Source organism: Pseudoxanthomonas sp. UTMC 1351, assembly GCF_040948865.1.
In the GTDB taxonomy this organism is placed as follows: domain Bacteria; phylum Pseudomonadota; class Gammaproteobacteria; order Xanthomonadales; family Xanthomonadaceae; genus Pseudoxanthomonas_A.
The window spans coordinates 1-24,458 of sequence record NZ_JAVGJT010000022.1 but is presented as its reverse complement, the minus strand read 5'-3'; the positions used below and the strand labels follow the sequence as shown (position 1 = coordinate 24,458).

Below are 24,458 nucleotides of genomic sequence, written 5' to 3'. Positions count from 1 at the left end.
TGCTCCGCTGCTTTTGCTTTATTGCCAACGAAAGCGGTAGAGCAGCGGAGCAAGCTCCGCTCTACGAGGGGCGTATTGCGTTTGTTCGTTGTCGCCTGCCGTTGCGACGGCCCTATTGCTACTGACTCGGTGCTATTGCGAGGCGCAGCTCCGCTCTACGAGAAACGAGAAGCGATCAATCCCGACCGTCGAACAATTCCCGTCCGATCAGCATCCGGCGTATCTCGTTGGTGCCGGCGCCGATGGCATAAAGTTTCGCATCCCGCAGCAGCCGCCCGGTGGGGTATTCGTTGATGTAACCGTTGCCACCCAGCGCCTGAATCGCTTCCAGGGTTACCTGCACGGCCGCTTCCGAAGCGTGCAGCAGGCAGCCGGCGGCGGCGGCGCGTGAGGTGCGGCCGGCATCGTAGTCGCGGGCGACCTGGTAGGCGAAGGCGCGGCTGGACTGCAGCGCCGTATACATATCGGCGATCTTGCCCTGCATCAGACTGAAGGTGCCAATAGCGGCATCGAACTGACGGCGTTCGCGTACATACGGCAGCACGGCATCCAGTGCTGCCTGCATGAGTCCGATGGGACCGCCGGTCAGCACCAGCCGCTCGGTGTTCAAGCCGCTCATCAACACGCGTACGCCCTGGTTCACTTCACCAAGCACATTCTCGGCGGGAATCTCGCAATTCTCGAACACCAACTCGCAGGTGTTGCTGCCGCGCATGCCCAGCTTGTCCAGTTTCTGCGCGGTGGAAAAGCCTTTCATGCCTTTTTCGACGATGAAAGCGGTCATGCATTTGGAGCCGGCATCCTTGCCCGCGGTACGCATATAGACCAGCAGCACGTCGGCTTCCGGGCCGTTGGTGATCCACATCTTGTTGCCGTTAGCGACCCACACATCACCGCGCAGTTCGGCGCGGCAGCTCATCGAGCCGACCACGTCCGAACCGGCACCCGGTTCGCTCATTGCCAGCGCGCCTTTCCATTCGCCGGTACACAGCTTGGGCAAGTACTTGCCGCGCTGCGCATCGTTGCCGTTAAGGAACAGGTTGGAGACGCACAGGTTGGAATGAGCGCCGTAGCTCAAACCAACCGAACCGGACGCGCGGGAGATCTCCTCCATTGCCACCAGGTGCGCCAGGTAGCTCATCCCGCTGCCGCCGTATTCCTCGGCAACGGTGATGCCCAGCAGGCCCATTTCGCCTAGCTTGAGCCACAAGTCCTGGGGGAACGCGTTGTTGTGGTCGATCTGTGCCGCGCGCGGCGCTATCTCGGCGTCGGCGAAGCGGCGGACCGCTTCGCGCAGCGCATCAATGTCGTCGCCTAGAGAAAAACTACGCATATCAGCCTTGATGGTGGACCACCGCTCGCCCGTTGAGCGGTTGGATTTTACGGTTGTTATGAGGATAGTGGCTCAGGAAGGTGGTCATCTGCTTCTCCGACATCGTCACCGGCGTCGGCAGCACGTACCACTCCACGTTTTCGGTCAGCGGCGGCGTGGTCAGCGAACCCAGGTAATGATAGTAGTCGCGCTGATTCGGCAGCAGGGAAGCGATATCGATGCTGGGTTGCGGCAGCTTGCCGTCCTTTGCTTCCAGATCGTCGATGACCGCCTGTGCGGCCGGATTTCCGTCGCCGACCTGGTACATGACGCCGATCACGGCGAGCCGTCCATCCTGGGCCTTGAACACGAAATGCCCTTCCAGCGGGTAGTGCTTGGCATCGAGGGTGTGCTCACTCTCGGCATGAAAATGGAACTGGGCCAGGGTAAAGTGGCGGCCGCGGATCATCGCCTCGGTGGCGTGGGTGTTGACCTGTACGGCGTGCCCGTTGTCTTCCGCCTTTTCGATTGGCGCCTGGGTGTGCCACAGCTGCAGTCCCAGCGGCTCGTTGTCCTCGGCGCGCACCGTCTGTGCGGTAACGATATCGATCGGCGACTGCGCCCGGTCCAGCGCGCTCTGCCATTTCTCCTGATGGTCGTAATCGAGTTTTTCTTCATTGGCGTGGACGACGGAACTCAGGCTCACGGCCAGGCCAATGGCAATTGCAATTGCAGTAGCAGCGGCGATGCGCATGCGGACTCTCTTTTTTCGGGGGGAGGATGGGCTGCCCGGCGCAAGCGCCAATGGCGAATAGCAAAACGGCGCAAGAATGCGCCGTCGTAGTGATCGTTAATGTCTGCCGCGGATGCGGTCCTGGAAGCGCGGCGCGGTGCGGCCCATCGGCAGCTTGAGCTTGCCGATCGCGGCGATGCGCTCTTCGGCCAGACGGTCGGCTGCATACTGCGGGGCGAGGTTTTCGCGGTCGGACAATTCGAAGATCTTGCTGACCGTGTGATAGATGGTGCGCATCATGCGCATGGCGCGCTCGCGGTTGTAGCCGTCGATCTCCAGCGACACATTGATGACGCCGCCCGCGTTCACGGCGTAGTCGGGCGCGTACAGGATGCCGCGTTTGGCTGCTTCCGTGCCGCTCACGTGCGACATCTGGTTGTTGGCCGTGCCGCAGATCACCTTGGCTTTCAGGCGGGGCAGGGTTTCGCCATTGATCGCATATTCCATGGCACAAGGCGAAAACACGTCCACCGGCAGATCATAGATTTCGTCCGGCTTGACTGCTTCGGCGCCGTATTCTTCCACCGCGCGTTCCACCAGGGTAGCGTTGAGGTCGCTGACGAAGAGCTTGGCGCCGCGTTCCTTCAACAGCTTCACGAACTCCATGCCGATGTGGCCCAGGCCCTGCACGGCGTAGCTGTACTTACCCACCTCTTCGTTGCCGAACTTCTTGTTCAAGGTCGCCATCAAGCCTTGCAGCGCACCGTATGCGGTGAAGGGGGCCGGATCACCGGAGCCGCCGTGCACCTGATGCACGCCAACCACGTACTCGGTCTCGCGGTAAACGTTTTCCATGTCGTTGACGTCGGTGCCCACGTCTTCGGCGGTGATGTAGCGACCGCCCAGCGAGTCGACGTAGCGCCCGAAGGCGCGGAAGAGCACCTCGGTCTTGTCCTGGGTGCTGTCGCCGATGATCACCGCTTTGCCGCCACCCACATTGAGGCCGGCCAACGCATTCTTATAGGTCATGGTGCGGCTGAGCCGCAGCGCGTCGGTCAGGGCGTCTTCGCTTTTTGCATAGGGGCGCATGCGCACGCCGCCCAGGGCTGGGCCCAGTGTGGTGTTGTGGATCGCGACGATCGCCTTTAGGCCCGCATCGGGGTTGTGGCAAAACACGACCTGTTCGTGGCCGGAGGTATCGAGTGTTTCGAAAATCATGGGGATGGCTCCGATTTGCGCCGCGTCGCTTTTGACGCAAGTTGCCAGGAACTGTGCCTAACGAATTGACAGAAAAGAAAAAAGCGACGTTGCCGTGTTGCGGGCGGGTTCGTCGCGCGGGGCTAGTTTAATTCAATTGCGAGTAGTGACTGTCCATATTGCCTGCGCTGATGTCGGACGAATGTTGGTGATGAATAGGTCTTGGCCGGTCCGCGATAGGGCCTCCCCGGTGTGTAGCAAGCTCCGTTCCACGAACCGCAAGTTGGCGGCTGGCGGACGACCGCTCGTCGGATGGCGCTTGAAAAATACGAACGATCGTTCTATTTATTGCGCCATGAACTTGCTCAGAGCCACCCACAAGGGCGCCGCCACTCGCGAGATGATTATCGAGCGGGCCTACGCCATCGCCTGTCGCCACGGGCTGGAAGGCTTGTCGATCGGCGAGTTGGCCACGGCCGCCGGCATGTCGAAAAGCGGGGTCTTCGCCCATTTCGGTTCGCGCGAGGACTTGCAGCTCACTGTTCTCGACTGGACCGCGGAACGCTTCGGCGAAACCGTGGTGATGCCTGCCTTGCGCCAGCCCCGGGGGTTACCGCGCCTGCGCGCCATCATGTTTGCCTGGTTCGACTGGGTGCGTGATAACCCGGACGGCTGCATCATGCTGGGCGCGGCGGGCGAATACGACGGCCGCCCCGGCGTACTTCGCGACCGCGTCGTGGCTTGGTTGTCCGAGTGGCGGATGCAGCTGGCCAAGGCTATCCGCATGTGTGTCGAATCCGGGGAGCTGGCCGCCGACACCGATCCGGAATTGATGTCGTTCGAACTGTTCTCCATCACCGAAGGCCTGCACCACGCACGCCTGTACGATCCTCAGCAGGCGCAGACGCTGGCGCGCCGCTCGTTCGAGCGCGTGCTGAAGGCCTATTCCCCGCAAGCAACCTCCCCTCAACAACAACCCCATTGACCCGGTAGGAGCACTGCCATGGCCGTTATCGCTGCGCCTAAAAATAGAACGAACGTTCGTAAATCAATTTCAATGATGCTGCTGCGCCTGCGTTTCGCCGTGGGTGGCTGGTTGATGCCTGACACCACATTAGGAAGGGCGTTTCGTCTTTTTGGCACGCCGATGCCAAGCAGCCGCGAACGGGCGCGCCAATGCGACACGGCGGGCGCACGGATCGTCGAACTGCCGTTCGGCCGCGAACGCATGGTCACCTACGTTTGGGGCGATCCGCAGACCGAACCGGCCGTACTGCTGGCGCACGGATGGTCGAGTTTCGGATTGCGTTTCCTGCCGTGGGTGGAAGCGCTGCGCCGCGCCGGCTATGCCGTGATCGCTTTCGATCAATCTGCGCACGGCCGGAGTAGCGGTTACCGTGCGACCTTGCCGATGTTCGCGGATGGCGTCAGCCGAGTCGGTGCGCATTTCGGCCCGCTGGCGGCGGTGATCGGGCATTCGCTAGGTGGCGCGGCCACGATGATCGCCTCGGCGCGGGGGCTGCAAACCCAGCGCGTGGTGCTGATCGCACCGGCCGCTGATCCCATGGCGGCCGGGCAGCGGTTCGGTAAATTCATCGGGCTGTCATCGCATCTGTCCGGCCGCATTTTCGAAGAATACGAATCAATGACCGGTATCTCGGTGGACGGTCTGCAAGCGCACGTCAATGCGCCGCACGTCGGCCGGCCATTGCTGGTGGTGCACGACATCGAAGACAACGAAGTGCCATGGGCGGAGGGCGAGCGTTATGCGCGTTTTTGTCCGCACGCACGGCTGCTGACCACCGAAGGCCTGGGGCATCACCGCATTGCCAACGACCCCGCAGTGATCGGAGACGCGTTGAGATTCCTGCAAGGCGAGACAATCGGCAGCCGCGTGGTGTCTTCGCCCAATCTGCCTTACGGCTTTGCCTGATCGGCTCCGAACGGCGGCGTAGGGTCGCGCCGGATAAGGCTTTACCGGGCGCGCATGCACGGCGGGCTACAATTCCCCTCTTAGCAGTAATGCGAGTGAGGGCGCATGAGCACACCGGCATCAAATATTCCTGCAGCACAGGCCGATAGCACGCCGCTGCGTTTCGTCACCGCGGCCAGCCTGTTCGACGGGCATGACGCGGCGATCAACATCATGCGCCGCCTGATCCAGGGGCAGGGCGCGGAAGTGATTCACCTGGGCCACAACCGCAGCGTCGAGGATGTCGTGCGTGCTGCACTGCAAGAAGATGCCGATGCGATTGCGTTATCCAGCTATCAGGGCGGCCATGTCGAATACTTCAAGTACATGGTCGACATGCTGAAAGAACGCGGCGCCGGCCATATCCGCGTGTTCGGCGGCGGCGGCGGCACCATCACCCCGGAAGAAATCGCCGAACTGCAGGCCTACGGCGTGGAGCGCATCTATCACCCGAATGACGGGATGAAGATGGGTCTGGTGGAGATGATCGAGGATGTGGTGGCGCGTGCTGAAGGAGCGCGGGAGCAGGGAACGGGGAACGGGGAACGGGAGACCGCTACCGTCCCGGATATCAAGGACGAGTTCGCCATCGGACAGATGCTGAGCGCTATCGAAGATGGCAGCTTCAACGAAGCCAAGCTGGAGAAGCTGCGCCGGCAGTGGTCGCAAGGCCCACATTCCCCGTTCCCCGTTCCCCGTTCCCGCTCTACGCCTGTCATTGGCATCACCGGTACCGGCGGCGCGGGCAAATCCAGCGTCACCGATGAACTGCTGAATCGCTTCTTGGCCAGCTTTCCGCAGATGCGCATGGCGGTGATTTCCGTCGACCCCACGCGTCGCCGCACCGGTGGTGCATTGCTGGGCGACCGCATCCGCATGAACTCGCTGCGCAGCGAGCGCGTCTACATGCGTTCCATGGCGACGCGCCGGCAGCACGTGGCCACCAATGCAGTATTGAAGGACTGCATTGCATTCTTGAAGTCGCTTGGCTTCGATCTGGTCATCGTGGAAACCGCCGGCATCGGCCAAAGCGATTCGGAAATCGTGGATCTAGTCGATTTCCCCATGTACGTGATGACCAGCGACTACGGCGCGGCCAGCCAGCTGGAAAAGATCGACATGCTCGACTTCGCCGAACTGGTGGTATTGAACAAGTACGACAGGCGCGGCGCCGAAGACGCACTGCGCGATGTACGCAAGCAATGGAAACGCAATCGTGTGGCGTTCCAGACGCCGGACGAACAAGTGCCGGTGTATCCCACCATCGCTAGCCAGTTCAACGATCCTGGCGTGAGTTGGATGTTCGCCAATCTGTGCCGGCTGTTGCGGGAAAAGCTGGGAACAGGGAACGGGGAAAAGGGAGTGAGGGAGGCCGGCAGCGTTCGGTGCGACTTCAAGCCCGACATTGATACGGAATTGAAAGAGCCACGCGCGACGGTACTGATTCCTGGCGCACGTGTGCGCTACCTGGCCGAGATTGCAGAGCAGGGCCGCGGCATCAATCGCCGCATCGAAACCGAAGCTGAAACCGCCAGCCGCGCGCAAAGCTATTGGCAGTCATTGCATGATCTGGGCGATCCGGCGTTGCCTGCAGCGCTGGAGTTGTATCCGTCGGAAGCAACCCTTCCCTCGCTTGCGGGGGAAGGGGCACATCAAGTCGACCGCTCCCTACTGACCCTGCGCCAACGCTACAACGACGCGGTCCAATCGCTAAGCTCCGAAGCGCTGAAGCTTTTGCGCGAGTGGCCAACCCGCCTCAAAGCCGTCACCGACGACTTCAACGAATACGCGGTGCGCGGCAAGACCATCCGCATCGACAACTACACGACCTCGCTCAGCCACCAGAAGATCCCCAAGATCGCGCCGCCGCCGTACAAAGGCTGGGGCGAGCTGCTGGTGTTCCTGCAGAAAGAAAATCTGCCCGGCAGCTACCCGTACACCGGCGGCGTCTATCCGTATCGCCGCACCGGCGAGGATCCCATCCGCATGTTCGCCGGCGAAGGCACGCCGGAACGCACCAACCGGCGCTTTCATTATCTGAGTGTCGGTCAGCCTGCCGCACGCTTGTCCACCGCGTTCGACAGCGTCACCTTGTACGGCGAAGACCCCGCGCCGCGTCCGGATATCTACGGCAAGATCGGCAACTCCGGTGTCAACGTGCCCACGCTGGATGACATGAAGAAGCTGTACTCCGGCTTCGACCTGTGCGCGCCCACCACATCGGTGTCGATGACCATCAACGGTCCGGCGCCGATGATCCTGGCGATGTTCATGAATACCGCCATCGACCAACAGGTGGAAAAATACCTGAAAGCCGACGACACGCGTTGGGCCGAAGCGCAGAAGAAAATCGACGCATTGTTCGAAGGACGCGCACGTCCGCAGTACGCCGGCGAGTTGCCGCCGACCAACGACGGCCTGGGCCTGGGTTTGCTGGGTGTCACCGGCGACCAACTGGTCGATGCGGAAACCTATGCCCGCATCAAGGCCGACACGCTGAAGACCGTGCGCGGCACCGTGCAAGCGGACATCCTGAAAGAAGACCAGGCGCAGAACACCTGCATCTTCAGCACCGAGTTTGCACTGCGCATGATGGGCGACATCCAGCAGTTCTTCGTCGATAACGGCGTACGCAATTTTTACTCGGTGTCGATCAGCGGTTACCACATCGCCGAAGCCGGCGCGAACCCGATTTCGCAGCTGGCCTTCACGCTGTCCAATGGCTTCACCATCGTGGAGTACTACCTGGCACGCGGCATGAAGATCGACGACTTCGCGCCCAACCTGTCGTTCTTCTTCAGCAACGGCATGGACCCGGAATACACCGTCATAGGCCGCGTCGCTCGCCGCATCTGGGCGCGCGCCATGCGCGAGCGCTACGGCGCCAACGAACGCAGCCAGATGATGAAGTACCACATCCAGACGTCCGGCCGTTCGCTGCACGCGCAGGAAATCCAGTTCAACGACATCCGTACCACGCTACAGGCGCTGTACGCCTTGTTCGACAACTGCAACAGCCTGCACACCAACGCCTATGACGAAGCGATCACCACGCCCACCGAAGAAAGCGTGCGCCGCGCGGTTGCCATCCAGATGATCATCAACAAGGAGCTGGGCCTCAACTTCAACGAGAACCCCTGGCAGGGCAGCTTCGTCGTCGATCAACTGACCGACATCGTCGAAGAAGCCGTCTACAAGGAATTCGAAGCCATCAGCGAACGCGGCGGCGTGCTGGGCGCCATGGACACCATGTACCAGCGCGGCAAGATCCAGGAAGAAAGCCTCTACTACGAACACAAGAAGCATGACGGCAGTCTGCCGCTGGTGGGCGTCAACACCTTCCTGCCGCGCGAGCATGGTGGCGAGGTGATCACCGAGATCGAACTGATCCGTTCGACCGAAGAAGAAAAAGCCCAGCAGATCGCAAACGTCGAGATCTGGCAGCACAATCGCAATTCATTGGCCCCAGCCGGCGAAACGTCGCATGCCCACAGCATCGCGCTGGAAGAACACGCCTCTCCCGAGGTTCACGACGGCCACGGCCTGGGCTACCTGCAACGCACCGCCCGCGAGCGCTGCAATGTGTTCGAGGCGCTGATCGAAGCGGTGAAGACCCACAGCCTGGGCCAGATCAGCCATGCGCTGTATGACGTGGGTGGAGAGTACCGGCGGAATATGTAAGCCGGTAAGTGACAGGCATTTGCTTCCAACGGCGATAGGTCCAATTCCATGCGTAATCCCCTGCAAGAACAACTGCTCAAGGCCGGCCTGGTCAAGAAGTCCAAGGTCGCCGAGGTGGTGCGCGAGCAAGCCAAGCAGCGCCACGGCAAGGCGGCTCCGGCGCCAAGCGCCGAGCAAGCTGAAGCCGAACGCGTACGTCTGGAGAAAGTAGAACGCGACCGTGCTCTGGCCGCCGAGCGCAACGCGCAAGCGCGCCTGCACGAACAACGTGCCCAGGCGCGCCAGATCGTGGAGCAGAACCAGCTCAAGCGCGAAGGCGAGATCGCCTACGGCTTCACCGACGACGGCAAGATCAAGAACCTGCTGGTCAACGAATCCGTACGCACGCAATTGGCAAGCGGCGCCCTGGTCATCGTTCGCCACGACCCAGGCTATGCAGTGATTCCACGCGCCGCCGCGGACAAGGTCTACGCCCGCGACGCTGCGATGATCGTGCTCGACCATGGCAAACCCAGCGCAGATAGCAGCGGCGAAGACGACGACTACTACAGCCAGTTCAAAGTGCCGGACGATTTGATCTGGTAATGCTCTCGTAGCCCCCGGTTTACGACACCCACGTAGCCCGGATAAGCGAAGCGCATCGCGCCCCGATAGCCGCTCAGCGCCCGCAATGCAGAGCGCGCCGCAGCGCGACCGGATGGTGAACAACTGCAGCGACCCCACGTGCTCCGGGTGCCCGGCCTTTAGCCTTACCCGGGCTACTTGCTCAAGTAGGATGTGGTAAGCCGAAGGCGCACCGCATCGCTCGCGTCTTTATGGCAACAGGAATGTTTTCTGTTCTGGAGGTGCACGACCGATGCGGTTCGCGTTGCTCACCACATCCTACGTATCGTCTACGTCGCCCCAAACGCGGCCAACGCCAATAACGCAAATGCAACAACCGCAGCGGTCGCATGGACCACAACCAACCAGGCCGGCAACAGGCGATTCTTCCACTTGTACGCCAGGCTCATCACCGCGCCACCGCCGGCCGCCAACAGAAACAGCAGCAACGCCAATTTGGCCATCGCCGGCACGGGCTGGGTACAGATCGCATAAGCCAGCAGCGTCAAACCAGATGCCGCCAACAACCCATGCAACATCGCCAGCCAGGCCGGCGGATTATGTTTGGCGGTAAAGCGAATCCCCGCCATGAGCAATCCACCCAGGGCGGTAATCGCTAACAGAATCGTGGCGGTCTGCAGGAGCATGGGTGTGGCCTCGCTCGAAACCGGCTTCAGACTAGGCCGTCACTTGTGAGCGCCATGTCTGAATAGGGTTGAGATCGTGTGATGGCAACAGGACCCCGTGGAACGAGATAAGCCGTAGGCACCGTATCGAGACGCTGCCGCGCATGATCTGCCATGGCGCGACGTGATTGATCCTTCGACATGGGTCCTGGCGCGGTATTCCCATGGATCCTGCGGCATCGCTAATGCGATGCCGGCGTCTCGTCGCCGAGCCGGACACCGCGCCCGTAAGAGCGCTGAGGCGTGCCGCGGATCCAGTCCACAAGCAGGCGCAGGTAGCCGTCCGTGATCCGCGTACCGCGACGCGAACCGTCGGGCAGGGTTTCGTACTCGAACATGCCGTGGTCGGTATCGGGAAACATGTACAGCTCGATCGGTCGGCCGTCGTCGATCAGTCCCAATAACGCATCGCGGGTGCGTTCGATCGGTGCCTCGCGGTCGTCTTCGGCGAGCACCCACAACAGCGGCACGTTTACCCGGCGCAGGGCACCTACCGAGTCGTAGTTCCAGATCAGCTCGTATTGGTCGAAGAGTGGCCGGCCGACCCGACGCAGCACGTCGTCGAGCGGCCAACCGCTGGTTGGGACTGCCGTAGAGCCGAATTCGATTCGCTCCTTCAGCCAAGCACCTCATCTCGACGGAGTGCTGAATTGATGGAGCCAACGGAGCCCGCGGCGTCATTTGATCGGCTTCATAACAGTGGGCACTACGAATCTTCGCGTATTCGTTTGGCCTGTCCCAGTGCCCAACCACTGTTGAAACAGACCGCCAAGATGAGTCATACCGCTTTCAGTACCAGGCGGTAGTCCATTGATGGCCAACTCCACCCAAGGTTTGTCCTGCGGATCGGTCTTGCGGTAAAGGCCGATAAAGGCGGTATTGCTATTGGCCTTGCCGCAGCGGCGGTCGCCGCCGGCTTTGGCGCCTGCGTCCATGGCGCGCATGATGGCGCGGGCCATGGCCAGGTCGTCCGGCCAATCGGCTTTGCCCAGCGTTGCGGCGATTTTCGCAACGGCGTCTTCTGATGCCAGGGTGTTGGCCTGCACGCTGATGTGATCGGTGCCGGCGGTGGCTTTTGCGCTGGGCACTTTGGCGCCGGTGTAGGTGCGTGGGCGCGGGTCCGTTCCGCTGGATAGCAGTGCGTATTGTTGGCGCTGCGGCTGGTAGTCGGAATTGGGGGCGGTAATCTTCGCGAGAATCGTGTCCAGCGGCACGCCTTTGCGCAACATGGCGACTGCAGCCTCGCGGGCGTCGTTGTTGCTGGCGGCCTGGACGATGACCACGCCCTTTCCTGGGACCACCGTCTGGATGCCGTAGACGCCGCCAGAGCATGAAGCCGCTGCAACGCCAATGGTACCGGTACGTGGATTGACGGTCGCGATGGACCAGGTCGCGTGAGCAGGGGCGGTGTGGGCGGCAGCAACAAAAATGACGATGAGGCAGCGAAGAGCGAGAAGACGATTCCGATTCATTGGCGTGCCCGCTTGAGGTGGAAATTGCGCCCGGGTGACGATGCGCACTAAAGATGCGGAGGGAGGCGCTATTGTTTGGATGCCGAGTGGAGCAGTTAGGTTGAAGGCGAGATTACTCCATTGCCCTGAGGACTAGTCGCTGCTCCGACGCCACAGGGCGGATCTTAATCGCTTGCATAGTGCGACGCGCTGGTCGAGGTGGCGTTCTTCATGTACATGCATTGCGAATAGCACCCTGCCGAATGCCACATGTACATGTGGATCCGTGCCGCAAGAATATCGGCGCGTCCGGTTGGCGCATTACAGGAAATCACGCATGAGCATGCGGTGGGCAAAATGGGGCTGGATGTTGGCGCTGGCGGCTCCGGCCGTGGCGCAGGCGCAGGTGGATCTGACGGTACTCGACAAGGACATGGCCGGGCCGCCCGCCCGTGTGCTGGTGCTGGGTTCGGTTCACCTGAGCGGTATGCCGGAAACCTTCAGGGCCGAATCGCTCAACCCCGTGCTCGACCGGCTGGCGGCGTTCAAGCCGGACATCATCACCATCGAGTCAATGTCAGGCGAGGAGTGCGATCTGGCCGCCCGCCATCCTGCCGTTTACGGACTGGATTTCTGCCCAAACACCGATGCGGCCAAAGCCGCGACCGGGCTGGACGTACCTGCCGCCATCGCAGCTGTGAAGAACTTGCTCGAAACATGGCCTGCACAACCCACACCGAACCAGCGGCGCCTGCTTGCGTCGCGATTCCTGGCGGCCAACGACCGCGCATCTGCACTGGTGCAATGGCTGCAGTTGCCGGCGGCCGAACGGCGTACCGGCGACGGATTGAACGATGAACTGGTGGCGATGCTGCAGAAGCTTGCGACCCGCAACAACGAGAGCTACCAGATCGGTGCGCAACTGGCTGCGCGCCTCGGCTTGCAGCGGGTGCATGCCGTCGACAACCACACCGGCGACAACGTTCGGGTCGCCGACGAAGCGGCATTCGGCAAGGCGCTGCGGGCGGCTTGGGACACGGGCAAAGCGGAATTGGCGGCGGCGGAGAAGCGGCAGGAAGCCATGACGAAGAACCACGACATGCTAGGGCTATACCGCGATATCAATCGTCCTGCCAACTTGGCGATGCTCGCCGACCTCAACGCGGGCACCGCCATGCGTTGGGTGTCGAGAGAAGGCTATCCCCAGATGTGGGTAGGCGGTTGGGAAACCCGTAACCTACGGATGATCGCCAACATCCGCGAAACCTTCCGCGAACGCCCGAGCGCACGCGTGCTGTCGATCGTCGGTGTCTCGCATAAGCCGTGGCTCGACAGCTGGCTGGGGCAGTTGCAGGGTGTGGAGATTGTCGACGCTGAGCAGGTGCTGAAGTAGTTCGCCCTGCAAACCTGCGTGACACACTCTCAAGCCGGCGCTACGACCTGACGCCTATTTTCCGGAAATAGGCGCTTTGTAGTCTCAGTGCTTATTTCGGTGGGCCAATGCTCTGCGAAACTCCCTGATCGCCGCGATCAGTTGCTCCGGTGCTTCTTCCGCAACGTATTCGCCACCAGGAATGACGCGGCCTTCGATGTGGGTTGCGCCTTTGTCTCGTACGCCAGGCACATACTCATCCTGCTTCCGTCCGTCTGCATCGCCGCGTACGTAAAGAATAGGCAAGTCGATACGTTTGTGTCGTGCATTGTGGGTGGCGTCGTTAGCCATGGCGCGGTACCAGTCGAAACCGGCGGTAAGTGCTTCCGGGCGCTCGTAAGCTCGCGCGTATTCGTTGCGGGCTTCTTCCGTCAGGACGCTCTTGTCGCCGGCCATGATGTCGTAGAAGAAGTCGAAATATTGGCGTTGGTGGCCGGTGATCAGCAGTTCCGGGAGTTCGGGAAGTGCGTGCAGTGCGAAATGGAAGATGCGTGGATCGGCGAGGGTTTCGGCCCAGGGTGGAATGCCGGGAATCACCGTGTTCATCACCATGGCGCCTGAGATCCTGTTCGCGTGATCGCGCGCGGCCGCGTAGGCAATCATGCCGCCTACGTCGTAGCCGGCGAACAGAATGTTTCTGGCGCCGAGTTTCTCTGCCGCATCCAGTAGCAGGCCGGCGAGTACGGTCTTTTCGGCTGATGGCGGTGCGCCCTGCGAAGCGCCGATGCCGGGCAGATCAAACGCAAGTACGAAGTGATCGTTGCCGAGTTCAGGCAGGACGTTGTCGAACGCGCGGCTCGATTGTGGCCACCCGTGCAGCAAGACCAGGGCGGGCTTGGAACTATCGCCGGCTGTGCGCGCGGCGATCGTTGCGCCGCCAATTTCCGCGTACAACATCAGCATTCATCTTCGACGAGCGTGGATGCTGGATGGAAGCATTGCTGCTGTGACCGATGCGTCAAGCCGGCGATTGCTTGGTTTTGGCGGCGAACGCTTGGCTTGGCCTTCGTGCGTGGCGGGCTTGACCCGCCCTACAGCCCGCCGCGGGTGTTATTTCACGCGGCGGAAACGTCGCAGGAAATGTCCTTCCGGTACGGTGCCCTCGATGATCAACTCGTCCCCGACGATCTTGATGGGCCTGGGTTGGTCGGTGCCGGTGTAGCTGGGCATCAGGCTGCCCTCCACGCGATGGATCACTTTGCTTTGTGCTTCGATGACCTGGTAGGTGCCGAAGTAAGCGACGTAGCCATCGTAGGCGGCGCGGACTTCCTGTTCGGTGCCCTTGGCGTCGTCGCCCGCGTCAAAAGGAGGCGTGGCAGGTGTGCGCATGAGTTGAACGTGCAGGTGGCCTGTCGGGTCGTACACGATGTATCCCTTGGGATGCTCTCCATAGGGATGGCTGACTTTGCCAGCGGGATCGGTGTCCACTACTTCCATGACTTGCCATGTACCCACAAGTCGGGACGCTAGCGTTTCAGCATCGCTGGCGTTGGCTGGCGCGATGGCCGAATAACCGATCAGTAAGGTTGTAACGAGGGAAACGAAGATTCCAGTTTTCACATGCGGCTCCATTTGTTTGGCAGCGTCCGATTGTGAAGGACGACGTGTGCTGATGAGCTATGTTCCGTTGGAAATCTGCATATCGTGATTGCTTCCTGTGCCGGAATAGGGACTAGATTTTCCCGAATTTGCTTCTCAAGCCCGTCGGCCGCGTGGGGCCGACCTACGATGGGCAGGTCGGGGCTACGCCCCAGACGCGCGAGACTTCGGTCTCCCAGCTGGTTAATGACCATTCCAGACGATAGGTTGTCGATTTGCGGTACGCCAGTTCGTCGTAGTCAGGTAATCCCAACCTAGGAGTTCCGTATGTCGCTCGCCAAGCCCATCACTCCGCACCTGTGGTTCGACACCCAGGCCAGGGAGGCCGCCGAGTTTTACTGCTCGGTTTTTCCAGATTCCAAGGTCGACTCCATTGTCACGATCCGCGATACGCCGTCGGGGGATTGCGATGTCGCGTCGTTCACGCTGCATGGGCAGCCGTTCATGGCCATCAGCGCGGGGCCGGTATTCAAGTTCAATCCGTCGGTATCTTTCATCGTCAACTTCGATCCGTCGCGGGAACCGGACGCGGCCGCGCGTCTGGAGCGGACCTGGGCGACGCTGGTCGACGGTGGACAGGTACTGATGCCGCTGGACGCGTACCCCTTCAGCAAGCGCTATGGCTGGCTACAGGACCGCTATGGCTTGTCCTGGCAGTTGATCCTGGCCGATCCCGCCGGTGAGCCGCGGCCGGCGATCGTGCCGTCGCTGTTGTTCACCGGCGAGGTTTGCGGCAAGGCCGAGGAAGCCGGAGCGTTCTATCGGTCGGTGTTCGACGGTTCCCAGGCCGGACAGTTGGTGCGCTATCCCGAAGGCATGGCGCCGGATAAAGCAGGCACGGTGATGTACTCGGACTTCCGGCTGGACGACACCTGGTTCGCCGCCATGGACAGTGCGCGCGAGCATGGCTTCGGTTTCAACGAGGCCGTCTCGTTCCTGGTGCACTGCCGCGATCAGGTGGAAATCGATCGCTATTGGGCGCAGCTATCCAGCGTGCCGGAATCCGAACAGTGCGGCTGGTGCAAGGATCGTTATGGCGTGTCGTGGCAGATATCGCCGATTGTTTTGGATGAATTGATGACGTCCGGCGATCAGGCGGTTGTTGACCGGGTGACGCAGGCGTTCTTGGATATGAAGAAGCTTGATGTTGCGGCGATTGAAAAGGCGGGGCGGGGTGGGTAGAGGTCTTTCAGTTCACCGATAGATTTCGTCATCCCGGCGCAGGCCGGGACCCAGCGACTTTCGCTTTTACGGGTTCAAGGCACTGGGTCCCGGCCTGCGCCGGGATGACGACGGATTTGTTGTCGCTTGATACAAGCGTTATTGCCCACGCTTCTTGTAGGTGATCTCCATCATCTTGGTTTCCTTGCCATCCGGCCCGGGTCCGTACATCTCGAATAGTTCGGTGTTGGCGTCGGTCCAACGCGTGGTCATGCGCGTGGTCTGCGGTTTCTTGGTGACCGGGTCGTGATGGCTGCCGGTGTAGGTGCAGGTGAGCTTGGCGTCGCAGGTACCCTCGCTGACCATCAGACCGGTGCTCATGTTGTCGTTCCAGGTCGCCCAGTACTTGCCGGTGGTGTTGTCGTACCCGTGCATGCCGTGGCCATTGAATGGCTGACCCATCATCTGCGAGGTCACGTCCTCCACCATGACGCGATTGCCGAGGACCATCTTGCGTGTGGCGGTGCCGGTGTCGGTGGTCGGTTCACCGCCGGGTGTGTGCCAACCCTTGATCGTCAGGTCGTAGGTGCCGGCCAGCGACGCCAGTTTCTGGTGTTCCGCGCCGGGCGTGCCGGCTTTCTGGAACGCTTCCATCATGGCCTGCATCTCAGGCGTCATCTGGGGCGTGGTGGCTTCCTGTGCGGCCAGCGGGCTGGCGAGCAGCAGGGTAATGGCCGTTATCGACATGGTGTGCTTGCGAATCATGGTGGACCCCTCCCAGGGCAGTGAGTTGGTTACGTGAGGAGCTATGTGCGCCGGCTTGCGCATAGACGGTGTGAAGGTGGGGCTTTGGAGCGTTTTGAACGGCAAGAGCAAATCCCCCTCAGTCCCCCTCAAAAAAGGGGGAGGTAAAAAAGCCCAGGACTCAACGCCGCGACGCCAATACGCCGTCCAGCGCGAGCTGCACCTTGAACCCCGCCTTCTCCAGCCGCTTCGCCACCTCGCGTGGCACGTCGCGTCCACTGGTGAGTTTGTTCGGGGTGCCGGTGTAGTGGAACAGGCGGCCGCCTTTGCGCAGCACGCGCGCCAGTTGATCGTAGAACACTTGCGAGTAGAGTTCACCGGCAATGCCGAAGCGCGGCGGGTCGTGGAGCAGGACATCCACCGAAGCGTCGGCGACCTGCGCAATGGCCTGCGAGATGTCGGCGTGGTTGAGCTGCAGCCGGCCACCGTTTTCGGGCGCCTCCGGGTCGGGCGACCATGGATTGAGCTTACGTAACCACAACACGTCCTCATTCTTTTCGAACGAATGGATGCGCGCCGCGCCGGCCTCCAGGCAACACGCGGCGAAGTAACCCAATCCGCCGCAGGTATCCAGCACCACCTTGCCGCGTGGCTCGACCAGCGCGACTTTGCGCCGCGCATCCTCCAGCGGCGATTCCTTTGAGGTGGGCAGCATCTTGATGCCGTCGATCTCGAACGTAGGCGCGCCCCATTCGGTCGGCACCAGCTTGATCAGCGAACCGGAATAACGGGATATGGGCGCGAATTCGTCCCCGTCCCAGTAATACAGCGTGCGGTCTTTCAGCTTTTCCGGATACGGATAGTGCTCGCCGCGCCACTGCCAGCTGTCTGTCTGCAACAGCGCGTCGTCGCTGGAGCGCCCCAGGTCCAGGGAGCCTGTCCATGTACCCCCGACGCGCGCGGCCTGTAGCGCATCGGCTAGGTCGCGGGTGAGCAGGGGGCCGGAGTAGTGAGGCATTGCGTACGATCTCCTGGGCGCCGACGGTGGCCGGCTTCGATTCCAGGATAGTTTGACGCCTAACGCGTCTGTAGGTTGGGTTGGCTCCACCAACCCAACGCTTTCCGCGGACCAGATGCGGGTGAGGATTAGGTAGAGCGGAGCTTGCTCCGCTGCTCTTCAATTCGATCTGATTCCATCTCCGCAAAGAGCAGCCGAGCAAGCTCGGCTCTACGAGAAGCGGACAGCTGTCAGGGCGCGCGATGGTCTGGCCGGAGCGTTGTCGACGAGACCGCAGGACCGCTCGCCTCGTCCTGGCGCTTGCGCCATGGCAACAGCATCGGTACCTGACGTTGATAGGCGCGGTAGGTTTCGCCGTAGTGCGCAACCAGATCGCGTTCCTCCAGGAATTTCACAGCGACCAGGATGTAGCCGGTGGTCACTGCTGCGAACAGCAGGTGGCCCAGGCTCATCGTGGGCGTGGCCCAGAATGCGATCAGAAAACCCAGCATGATCGGATGGCGCACAATGCGATAGAGCGCGCGAACAACGAAGGGGGCTTCGGGAGCCGGGCCTTGTCCGCGTGCGTGACGCCACACCTGGCGCAGGCCGAACAAGTCGAAGTGATTGATCAAGAAGGTACTGGCCAGCACCAGCAACCAGCCCACCGCGGACAACCCGTACAGGATCCAGCGCGCAGCCTCGCCTTCGACGTTCCAGATAAGCAACGGCAAGGGCCGCCATTGCCAGAACAACAGCGCCAGGACCAGGCTGGTTGCCAATACGAAGGTGCTGCGCTCGACCACCGCGGGCACGTAGCGCGTCCACCAGCGCTTGAACGCGGGCCGTGCCATGACGCTGTGCTGCAGTGCGAACAACGTCAACAGGACCAGGTTGATGCCTACTGCTAGCGGCAGAGCAGTAGGGTTGCCGTTGTCGATGTGCTTGGGTACGCCGAAGCCGGCGACGAACGGGATGGCATACAGGAAAGTAACCAGAAACACCGCATAGCATGCGGTGCCGTACAACAGGGCAAATAAGCGGGACATCGTGGATCTCCATGAGGGTATCGGACCATCTCTGTCCTTTACGCCCAGAGGGACGGGACGGTCTTGATGCGGCCACCATGCACGTGGGGGATGCGGCTGGCGTGCGGCGAGCTACAGGAGTGGCTAGTCGGTGAGTTTGAGCGCCGCTCGGGGTCGCGACCATGGGAACCTTGTCCCGGCTTGTACAAGCCTTCGACTCCCTATCGGGACAAATGTCCCGGATGCGGGCGCTCAGCCCAGCGGCGGATGCTTGTACGCCATCACGATGGCTTCTGCCCGGCTGCGCACGCCCAGTTTCCGATAAAGATGGGAAATGTGGTTGCGTACGGTCTTTTCGGCAATGCCCAAGTGCCAGGCGATCTGCGCATTGCTGCGGCCTTCGCATAACAGCGCCAGCGTGGTGCGCTCGCGCGCAGTTAGTGCGGCCATCAGCGCGGCATCTGCGGCGACGCCGGTGAACGATTGTCCCGTGAACTCCAGCACCGCCTCCTGGAACTCGCGCCAGGCCGGTTCTTGTTCCAGCAGCACATGATTGGGCGAGTCCAATTGCACGAACGTCGCGCCGGGAATCTGGCTGGCTAGCAGCTTGCCTTGCGACAACGGCGCAATTTGATCGTGACTGCAATGCAGCACCAGCGTAGGCACGCGCACGCGCGCCAAGTCATCGCGCACGTCGATGCCGCCGCGCGCTTGCAACAGCGCGCAGGCATTCTTGGCCGAGGTCGTGCGCCGGCAGAGCTCGTTGAACCAATCGATTTGCGCCGGTGTGCCCTGCGGCGCGAATCGCGAGGTGAACAACTGACGAAAGGCCGGATTGTCGCTACCCCATCCCAGTCCCACCACTTCCATCACCGCCTTGTACAGCGCACGTCGCTCGGGGTTGTCGCTCTTATGGCCGCCGACGGCGTAGCCGCCATACAAAATCAGGTGCGATACGCGCCGCGGGTGGCGCACGGCGTAGCGGATCGCCGTGGCAGCGCCCTGGCTGATGCCGAGCAGCGCGAACGGACGGTCGAGGCCGGCATCGTCAACGACGTTCTCCAGATCCTCCACCCAGCGCGCCAAGGCTAGGTCGCCCACGTTCCAATCCGACATGCCGCAGCCGCGCTCGTCATAACGTAGGTAGTGGAAGTGCTCGCCGAAGAAACGGAGCCAATGCGCCCAGACCGGGCTCTCAAGATCGTATTGCAGGTGGGTGAGCCACGTCGCGGCTTTGACCAGTGGCAGCCCGCGTCCCATCTCGGCCCACGCAAGGCGGACCTGGTCGTCGGTGACAACGTAGTGGATGCGCTGTTTCATCACACGTCCGGTCAGCGGACTCAACACAGGATAGCGCGTTGGCGGATCGCCAGTGTCTGAGTCAACGCAATAGCGGGGTGCAGGCGGTCAGGGCAGATGAGGGCGCTTGGGTCCGGCGTGGGCCTCGATGCTAAAGTGCGTCGCCTTTCACCCGCACTGCAAAGCGAGCAACAGATGACGACGGATGCTTTTTACCCCATCGGCACACCTGGCCAGCCCTGGGGCGACACGGAAAAAGCCGAATGGCGCGCGCGGCAGACGGTGCAGCGTCGGTATGGGAACGACGTGCTGACGGTGATCGACCGCCTGCGCGAACGTTTCGACGTGGTGCAGTACGGCGAACTGGATTACGAGCCAGATGGTACGTATCCGCTGTTCGCCGTGCGTAGCCGCGACTGGGACGACGCGCTGCCCGTCATGCTGGTGACCGGTGGCGTGCATGGCTACGAAACCAGCGGCGTGCATGGCGCGTTGCAGTTTCTGGAGCAGCGTGCGGCCGACTACGCCGGCAAGGCCAATCTGCTGGTGGCACCTTGCGTCAGCCCATGGGCGTACGAGCGTATTCATCGCTGGAATCCGCACGCCATTGACCCCAATCGCTCTTTCCGCGAACACAGCCCGGCCCAGGAATCAGCGGCATTGATCCGGCTGGTGGCGCCGGTGCGCGACCAGGTGGTGATGCATATCGACCTGCACGAAACCACCGACAGCGACGAAAGCGAGTTCCGCCCGGCGCTGGCCGCACGCGATGGCAAGCCGTATGAGCCGGGTGAAATCCCGGATGGTTTCTACCTGGTCGACGACAGCGAGAATCCGCAGCCCGAGTTCCAGCAGGCGGTGATCGCGGCGGTGGAGAAAGTCACCCACATCGCCCCGGCTGACCGCAACGGTGAAATCATCGGTTCCCCGGTGGTCGCGCCGGGCATCATCCGCTATCCGCTCAAGCGGTTAGGCCTGTGTGCCGGCGTTACCGATGCCCGCTACACCACCACCACCGAAGTGTATCCCGACAGCCCGAAAGCCACGCCTGAGCAGTGCAATGCAGCGCAAGTGGCGGCGGTGTGCGCCGCGATCGATTACGTGCGGGCGCAGGGGTAGGGCAAGCGTAGGGCGGGCTCAAGCCCGCCATCGGCGCATGGCAAGAAGGGTCGGGTTTTCTTAGGTGTTTCGGTGGATTTTTTTGCCGATCGAAGTGACCGGTATGGTGACCGCCCGGATGCATTTCTATGGGAGCTGAAATGAGTCGCGACCGGATAAATCAACGTCGCGACTCACGTCGCTTCCTCAAGTGGCTCACCCACCAATGACTCTGCGGACCATCTGCCGATATTGACGCCTCCCATTTATCTGACTAAAGTCAGCGAATGGACGAAAATCAGATCCAACAGGTCCGCAGATTCAACCGGGCAGTGACCCGGCGCATCGGCGTGCTGACCGATGACTATTTGGGCCGCGGGCGGCCGTTGGCCGAGTCGCGCTTGTTGTTCGAGATTGGCCACGAAGGTGCAGATGTGCGCGACCTGCGTGCGCGGCTGTCGTTGGATTCGGGTTACCTGAGCCGGCTGCTGCGGGCGCTGGAGGCGCAGGGATTGGTAGCGGTGCAGCCTTCGGCCGACGATGCCCGCGTGCGGCGGGTGACGCTGACCCGCAAGGGCCAGCGCGAAGTGGACGCGCTGGATACGCGTTCGCAAACGTTGGCGACTTCGCTGCTGGTGCCGCTGGGTGCGGCACAGCGCGAGCGCCTGATTGCGGCGATGGCCGAAGTGGAACGGTTGTTGCGGGCGTCGGCGGTGGAGATCGCCGTCGCCGATCCCGGTGGGGTCGAGGCACGTGCCTGCATCGATGCCTACCTGAGCGAACTCAACACGCGCTTCGAAGATGGCTTCGATGCCGCGCGCAGTGTGTCAGCTGATCCCGGCGAACTGGTGCCGCCACGCGGAACGTTCGTCATTGCCCGGCTCGACGGCGAGGCGATGGGCTGCGGCGGACTGAAAGTCACCGGCGCCGGTGTGGGTGAGATCAAACGCATGTGGGTAGCGCCGTCTGCGCGCGGACTGGGTATTGCCCAACGCTTGCTGGATACGTTGGAAGCGCAGGCTGTGTCAATGGACCTGCATACGCTGCGGCTGGACACCAACCGCAGCCTAACCGAGGCACGCGCGCTATACGCACGCAACGGCTATCGCGAGATACCGCCGTATAACGACAACCCTTACGCAGATCATTGGTTCGAAAAGCATCTGTGATCCTGCTTCTGTAGGAGCGCCGTCCCGGCGCGAGCTTTTGCTTTCGTCGTGCTCTGACGGGAAGAGCTCGCGGTGGGACGCCGCTCCGCGCCCCGGTAGCCCCTGGGTGCGCGTGATCAAGAACGCGCCGCGGCGCGTCCGGACGGTGAGACAGCAGGGTTTAATCGCTCTCGCTTCTATCGCGATTGGATGGGAAGAGCTCGCGGCGGGACGCCGCTCCGCGCCCCGATAGCCCTTGGGTGCGCATGATCAAGAACGCGCCGCAGCGCGTCCCGATGGTGAATAGCAGGTTTCAATCGCCCGTTTGCCTCTATCGCGATCTACGGAAGAGCTCGCGGCGGGACGCTGCTCCTACAGAAGCAGCGATCAGTTTCCAAGCGGCATGGCGCAGAGCGCCACGGCTCTCAATCGCGGTCCGGTGCGCCCAGCGGGAAATAAGGCCTGTAAGGCCGCGCTTCATCCACCGCACGCGCGAACGAAGGACGGGCCAGCAGGCGTTGACGGTACGCAAGCACGTTCGGGAACCGGTCGCCGATAGGATGCGTCCAGTCGGCATAGAACAGCGCGGGCGCGGCAGCACAGTCGGCCAGGGTGAAGTCATCGCCAGCGGCCCATTGCCGGTCTGCCATGGTCTTGTCCAGCCAAGCATAGGACGTGTCCAGCATGGAGCGCGCTTCAACCACGCCATAGTCGTCCCGATCGGGCTCGTCGCGGATGCGGTCGAATACGCACTTCTGTTGCGGGGTGGAGATGTAGTTGTCGAAGAACCGATCGAGCATCCGCACTTCCACCGCCGCCCGCGGATCTTCCGGAACCAGCCGCATCGCCCCCGGGTGGTGCAGGTCCAGGTACTCGATAATGATGCTGGCCTCCATGATCGTGCGGTCGCCATCCACCAGCACCGGAAAGCGTTTCAGCGGCCAGAGCGCCGTGAATTCCCGGACGACAGGGCTATCGTCACCCTCCAGCAAGCGCCATTCAAAGGGAGTGTCGTTTTCATAGAGCGCGATCAGCGCTTTTTGGCAGTAAGACGAGAAAGGATGGGCGTAAAGCTTCAGATTCATTCGGCGTGGTTCTCTTGTGCGCTTTGTTCCGGGCTATGAGATGAGTTTCATAGGACGTTGTTCTGGGAAGGCTTGGCGGTGCAGGGCGATAGGGCGAAAGCTCGTCTTCCTTCTACACGACGAACAAGGGCAAGCCGGATCGACATTGAATGACGACTTTGGCGCGATGGCCGTACGACGCGTGGAGTTGGCGCTTTCACATGAATTCATTCCGACGGGAGCAAGCTTTCCCGGACTTCAAAGAGCATTTCGGAGGCGGCCATGGCAACCGGCTGGGCAGGTGATGGTGCGGTACAGGACCAGATCGACGCGACCGTGAAAGACGGCATCGAGCGTGCGCGCAAGCAACTGCCGCAGGGGCCGGGACTCACTCATTGCGAAGAGTGCGATGCGTCTATTCCCGAAGCCCGGCGCAAGGCAGTTCCGGGCGTGCGCTTGTGTGTGGCATGCCAAGAGGTCCATGACCAAGAGGCGCATGAAACCGGTGGCTACAACCGGCGGGGCAGCAAAGACAGCCAGTTGCGTTAGAGCAAGCGCACGGTCACGCAGGAGGTTCGCGCCACGTGTCACCACGATGGCATCATGTTTTTCTCTTTCCACACACGGCCTGTCATGACCTCCCCACAGGGAAACCTGTTTGCTCCTGCACCCGCCGCTACCCACAAGCTGTTCTTCGCGTTGTTCCCGGACGACGCAGAATGCGAGCGCATCGGGTCGCTTGCGACCGCGTTGCACTCGGCATACCCCGGTGCCCGCTGGATCCGGCCGGACCGCTACCATCTGACGCTGCACTATCTGGGCGAAAGCGATCAGCGGCGAGATGACCAGGTCCGCGACGCCATCCAAGCAGTACAAATGCTGCCGGCCGCTGAGCCATTCGCCATCACGCTGGATCATCTGCGTGCCCTGGGCAGTCCGCGCCGGCCTGCATTGACTCTGGCCGCGTCGCACGTTTCGCCGGCAATGGAGGCTTTCTGGCAGGCCCTGCAAGAGCGGCTGATCCGCGCCGGCTTCCACCGCCATATCGGTCGCACTTTCATCCCGCACCTTACGTTGGCCTACGTGGATCCCGAGCCTGCATTGGGGCAGGTCGGCTCCATCACCTTGCGACCCACCGAATTCCGGCTGATCCACAGTATTCAAGGCCAGCCGGACTACGAAGTTCTCGGCCGCTGGCCAATCATGTAGGAGCGGCGTGAGTCGCGATGGGGCCTTAATGGTAAAGCCCCATC

At 61.8% G+C, this 24,458-nt stretch carries 23 protein-coding genes; 10 read left to right on the top strand and 13 right to left on the bottom strand.

Annotated features, from left to right (window positions below):
* Nucleotides 1-175 precede the first annotated feature (175 nt).
* From AB6O04_RS15380 to AB6O04_RS15370, 3 genes are all read right to left on the bottom strand, one after another.
* Nucleotides 176-1,333 (bottom strand): isovaleryl-CoA dehydrogenase, encoded by a 1,158-nt coding sequence (locus AB6O04_RS15380; RefSeq protein WP_368564982.1) that lies wholly within the window; start codon nt 1,331-1,333, stop codon nt 176-178.
* A 1-nt stretch (nt 1,334) separates the two neighbouring features.
* Nucleotides 1,335-2,066: a carbonic anhydrase family protein gene (locus AB6O04_RS15375; protein WP_368564981.1), complete on the bottom strand. Its 732-nt coding sequence runs from the start codon at nt 2,064-2,066 to the stop codon at nt 1,335-1,337.
* A 96-nt stretch (nt 2,067-2,162) separates the two neighbouring features.
* On the bottom strand, nt 2,163-3,263 hold the full coding sequence (locus AB6O04_RS15370) for a Glu/Leu/Phe/Val dehydrogenase dimerization domain-containing protein (RefSeq protein WP_368564979.1): 1,101 nt from the start codon (nt 3,261-3,263) through the stop codon (nt 2,163-2,165).
* Between the two features lie 334 nt (nt 3,264-3,597).
* Between AB6O04_RS15370 and AB6O04_RS15365 the strand changes: the two genes are divergently transcribed.
* The 4 genes from AB6O04_RS15365 (at nt 3,598) to AB6O04_RS15350 (ending at nt 9,480) form a co-directional block, all read left to right on the top strand.
* On the top strand, nt 3,598-4,227 hold the full coding sequence (locus tag AB6O04_RS15365; protein WP_368564978.1) for a TetR/AcrR family transcriptional regulator: 630 nt from the start codon (nt 3,598-3,600) through the stop codon (nt 4,225-4,227).
* A 72-nt stretch (nt 4,228-4,299) separates the two neighbouring features.
* Nucleotides 4,300-5,175: an alpha/beta hydrolase gene (locus AB6O04_RS15360; protein ID WP_368564977.1), complete on the top strand. Its 876-nt coding sequence runs from the start codon at nt 4,300-4,302 to the stop codon at nt 5,173-5,175.
* 105 nt (nt 5,176-5,280) lie between these two features.
* Nucleotides 5,281-8,895 carry a methylmalonyl-CoA mutase family protein gene (locus AB6O04_RS15355; protein ID WP_368564976.1) on the top strand — a complete coding sequence of 1,205 codons (3,615 nt, stop codon included), beginning with the start codon at nt 5,281-5,283 and terminating at the stop codon, nt 8,893-8,895.
* 48 nt (nt 8,896-8,943) lie between these two features.
* Complete coding sequence (locus AB6O04_RS15350; protein ID WP_368564974.1) at nt 8,944-9,480, top strand: DUF2058 domain-containing protein; 537 nt, start codon at nt 8,944-8,946, stop codon at nt 9,478-9,480.
* 308 nt (nt 9,481-9,788) lie between these two features.
* Here the strand turns inward: AB6O04_RS15350 and AB6O04_RS15345 are convergent, their stop codons facing one another.
* The 3 genes from AB6O04_RS15345 to AB6O04_RS15335 form a co-directional block, all read right to left on the bottom strand.
* On the bottom strand, nt 9,789-10,145 hold the full coding sequence (locus AB6O04_RS15345; protein WP_368564972.1) for a hypothetical protein: 357 nt from the start codon (nt 10,143-10,145) through the stop codon (nt 9,789-9,791).
* A 221-nt stretch (nt 10,146-10,366) separates the two neighbouring features.
* Nucleotides 10,367-10,741: an alpha/beta hydrolase family protein gene (locus AB6O04_RS15340; RefSeq protein ID WP_368564971.1), complete on the bottom strand. Its 375-nt coding sequence runs from the start codon at nt 10,739-10,741 to the stop codon at nt 10,367-10,369.
* A gap of 120 nt (nt 10,742-10,861) precedes the next feature.
* On the bottom strand, nt 10,862-11,656 hold the full coding sequence (locus tag AB6O04_RS15335; protein ID WP_368564970.1) for a DUF1028 domain-containing protein: 795 nt from the start codon (nt 11,654-11,656) through the stop codon (nt 10,862-10,864).
* A gap of 316 nt (nt 11,657-11,972) precedes the next feature.
* On the opposite strand from AB6O04_RS15335, the gene AB6O04_RS15330 reads away from it, so the two are divergent.
* Nucleotides 11,973-13,028 (top strand): DUF5694 domain-containing protein, encoded by a 1,056-nt coding sequence (locus tag AB6O04_RS15330; RefSeq protein WP_368564968.1) that lies wholly within the window; start codon nt 11,973-11,975, stop codon nt 13,026-13,028.
* A gap of 84 nt (nt 13,029-13,112) precedes the next feature.
* On the opposite strand, the gene AB6O04_RS15325 is transcribed toward AB6O04_RS15330, so the two are convergent.
* Both AB6O04_RS15325 and AB6O04_RS15320 read right to left on the bottom strand, forming a co-directional pair.
* Complete coding sequence (locus AB6O04_RS15325) at nt 13,113-13,964, bottom strand: alpha/beta fold hydrolase (protein WP_368564966.1); 852 nt, start codon at nt 13,962-13,964, stop codon at nt 13,113-13,115.
* Between the two features lie 153 nt (nt 13,965-14,117).
* The gene (locus AB6O04_RS15320) at nt 14,118-14,627 is read right to left on the bottom strand and encodes a lipocalin-like domain-containing protein (protein WP_368564965.1); all 510 of its coding nucleotides are present in this window, start codon (nt 14,625-14,627) and stop codon (nt 14,118-14,120) included.
* A gap of 306 nt (nt 14,628-14,933) precedes the next feature.
* Between AB6O04_RS15320 and AB6O04_RS15315 the strand changes: the two genes are divergently transcribed.
* Nucleotides 14,934-15,848 (top strand): VOC family protein, encoded by a 915-nt coding sequence (locus AB6O04_RS15315; RefSeq protein ID WP_368564964.1) that lies wholly within the window; start codon nt 14,934-14,936, stop codon nt 15,846-15,848.
* 138 nt (nt 15,849-15,986) lie between these two features.
* Here AB6O04_RS15315 and AB6O04_RS15310 read toward each other — a convergent pair whose 3' ends face one another.
* From AB6O04_RS15310 to AB6O04_RS15295, 4 genes are all read right to left on the bottom strand, one after another.
* Nucleotides 15,987-16,592 (bottom strand): DUF1579 domain-containing protein, encoded by a 606-nt coding sequence (locus AB6O04_RS15310; protein ID WP_368564963.1) that lies wholly within the window; start codon nt 16,590-16,592, stop codon nt 15,987-15,989.
* A 160-nt stretch (nt 16,593-16,752) separates the two neighbouring features.
* A complete protein-coding gene (locus AB6O04_RS15305) occupies nt 16,753-17,589 on the bottom strand; it encodes an SAM-dependent methyltransferase (RefSeq protein ID WP_368564962.1) in 837 nt (278 codons plus the stop codon).
* Between the two features lie 230 nt (nt 17,590-17,819).
* Nucleotides 17,820-18,617 (bottom strand): methanethiol S-methyltransferase, encoded by a 798-nt coding sequence (mddA, locus tag AB6O04_RS15300; RefSeq protein ID WP_368564961.1) that lies wholly within the window; start codon nt 18,615-18,617, stop codon nt 17,820-17,822.
* Between the two features lie 231 nt (nt 18,618-18,848).
* The gene (locus AB6O04_RS15295) at nt 18,849-19,916 is read right to left on the bottom strand and encodes an alpha/beta fold hydrolase (RefSeq protein ID WP_368564959.1); all 1,068 of its coding nucleotides are present in this window, start codon (nt 19,914-19,916) and stop codon (nt 18,849-18,851) included.
* 174 nt (nt 19,917-20,090) lie between these two features.
* Here AB6O04_RS15295 and AB6O04_RS15290 point away from each other — a divergent pair, with 174 nt between their 5' ends.
* The gene (locus AB6O04_RS15290; RefSeq protein WP_368565066.1) at nt 20,091-21,014 is read left to right on the top strand and encodes a M14 family metallocarboxypeptidase; all 924 of its coding nucleotides are present in this window, start codon (nt 20,091-20,093) and stop codon (nt 21,012-21,014) included.
* A gap of 266 nt (nt 21,015-21,280) precedes the next feature.
* Nucleotides 21,281-22,162, top strand: coding sequence for a GNAT family N-acetyltransferase (locus AB6O04_RS15285; protein ID WP_368564957.1), 882 nt, complete (start codon nt 21,281-21,283; stop codon nt 22,160-22,162).
* Between the two features lie 404 nt (nt 22,163-22,566).
* Here the strand turns inward: AB6O04_RS15285 and AB6O04_RS15280 are convergent, their stop codons facing one another.
* Complete coding sequence (locus AB6O04_RS15280; protein ID WP_368564956.1) at nt 22,567-23,226, bottom strand: glutathione S-transferase family protein; 660 nt, start codon at nt 23,224-23,226, stop codon at nt 22,567-22,569.
* 261 nt (nt 23,227-23,487) lie between these two features.
* Here AB6O04_RS15280 and AB6O04_RS15275 point away from each other — a divergent pair, with 261 nt between their 5' ends.
* Nucleotides 23,488-23,754: a DksA/TraR family C4-type zinc finger protein gene (locus tag AB6O04_RS15275; protein ID WP_368564955.1), complete on the top strand. Its 267-nt coding sequence runs from the start codon at nt 23,488-23,490 to the stop codon at nt 23,752-23,754.
* Between the two features lie 54 nt (nt 23,755-23,808).
* The gene (gene thpR, locus AB6O04_RS15270; protein ID WP_368564954.1) at nt 23,809-24,414 is read left to right on the top strand and encodes an RNA 2',3'-cyclic phosphodiesterase; all 606 of its coding nucleotides are present in this window, start codon (nt 23,809-23,811) and stop codon (nt 24,412-24,414) included.
* Nucleotides 24,415-24,458 lie beyond the last annotated feature (44 nt).

What these genes read in the sequence shown, in the direction of transcription:
- AB6O04_RS15380 (WP_368564982.1), bottom strand. Translation starts at nt 1,333, where the DNA reads ATGCGTAGTTTTTCTCTAGGCGACGACATTGATGCGCTGCGCGAAGCG.
- AB6O04_RS15375 (WP_368564981.1), bottom strand. Translation starts at nt 2,066, where the DNA reads ATGCGCATCGCCGCTGCTACTGCAATTGCAATTGCCATTGGCCTGGCC.
- AB6O04_RS15370 (WP_368564979.1), bottom strand. Translation starts at nt 3,263, where the DNA reads ATGATTTTCGAAACACTCGATACCTCCGGCCACGAACAGGTCGTGTTT.
- AB6O04_RS15365 (WP_368564978.1), top strand. Translation starts at nt 3,598, where the DNA reads ATGAACTTGCTCAGAGCCACCCACAAGGGCGCCGCCACTCGCGAGATG.
- AB6O04_RS15360 (WP_368564977.1), top strand. Translation starts at nt 4,300, where the DNA reads ATGATGCTGCTGCGCCTGCGTTTCGCCGTGGGTGGCTGGTTGATGCCT.
- AB6O04_RS15355 (WP_368564976.1), top strand. Translation starts at nt 5,281, where the DNA reads ATGAGCACACCGGCATCAAATATTCCTGCAGCACAGGCCGATAGCACG.
- AB6O04_RS15350 (WP_368564974.1), top strand. Translation starts at nt 8,944, where the DNA reads ATGCGTAATCCCCTGCAAGAACAACTGCTCAAGGCCGGCCTGGTCAAG.
- AB6O04_RS15345 (WP_368564972.1), bottom strand. Translation starts at nt 10,145, where the DNA reads ATGCTCCTGCAGACCGCCACGATTCTGTTAGCGATTACCGCCCTGGGT.
- AB6O04_RS15335 (WP_368564970.1), bottom strand. Translation starts at nt 11,656, where the DNA reads ATGAATCGGAATCGTCTTCTCGCTCTTCGCTGCCTCATCGTCATTTTT.
- AB6O04_RS15330 (WP_368564968.1), top strand. Translation starts at nt 11,973, where the DNA reads ATGAGCATGCGGTGGGCAAAATGGGGCTGGATGTTGGCGCTGGCGGCT.
- AB6O04_RS15325 (WP_368564966.1), bottom strand. Translation starts at nt 13,964, where the DNA reads ATGTTGTACGCGGAAATTGGCGGCGCAACGATCGCCGCGCGCACAGCC.
- AB6O04_RS15315 (WP_368564964.1), top strand. Translation starts at nt 14,934, where the DNA reads ATGTCGCTCGCCAAGCCCATCACTCCGCACCTGTGGTTCGACACCCAG.
- AB6O04_RS15310 (WP_368564963.1), bottom strand. Translation starts at nt 16,592, where the DNA reads ATGATTCGCAAGCACACCATGTCGATAACGGCCATTACCCTGCTGCTC.
- AB6O04_RS15305 (WP_368564962.1), bottom strand. Translation starts at nt 17,589, where the DNA reads ATGCCTCACTACTCCGGCCCCCTGCTCACCCGCGACCTAGCCGATGCG.
- mddA (WP_368564961.1), bottom strand. Translation starts at nt 18,617, where the DNA reads ATGTCCCGCTTATTTGCCCTGTTGTACGGCACCGCATGCTATGCGGTG.
- AB6O04_RS15295 (WP_368564959.1), bottom strand. Translation starts at nt 19,916, where the DNA reads ATGAAACAGCGCATCCACTACGTTGTCACCGACGACCAGGTCCGCCTT.
- AB6O04_RS15290 (WP_368565066.1), top strand. Translation starts at nt 20,091, where the DNA reads ATGACGACGGATGCTTTTTACCCCATCGGCACACCTGGCCAGCCCTGG.
- AB6O04_RS15285 (WP_368564957.1), top strand. Translation starts at nt 21,281, where the DNA reads ATGGACGAAAATCAGATCCAACAGGTCCGCAGATTCAACCGGGCAGTG.
- AB6O04_RS15280 (WP_368564956.1), bottom strand. Translation starts at nt 23,226, where the DNA reads ATGAATCTGAAGCTTTACGCCCATCCTTTCTCGTCTTACTGCCAAAAA.
- AB6O04_RS15275 (WP_368564955.1), top strand. Translation starts at nt 23,488, where the DNA reads ATGGCAACCGGCTGGGCAGGTGATGGTGCGGTACAGGACCAGATCGAC.
- thpR (WP_368564954.1), top strand. Translation starts at nt 23,809, where the DNA reads ATGTTTTTCTCTTTCCACACACGGCCTGTCATGACCTCCCCACAGGGA.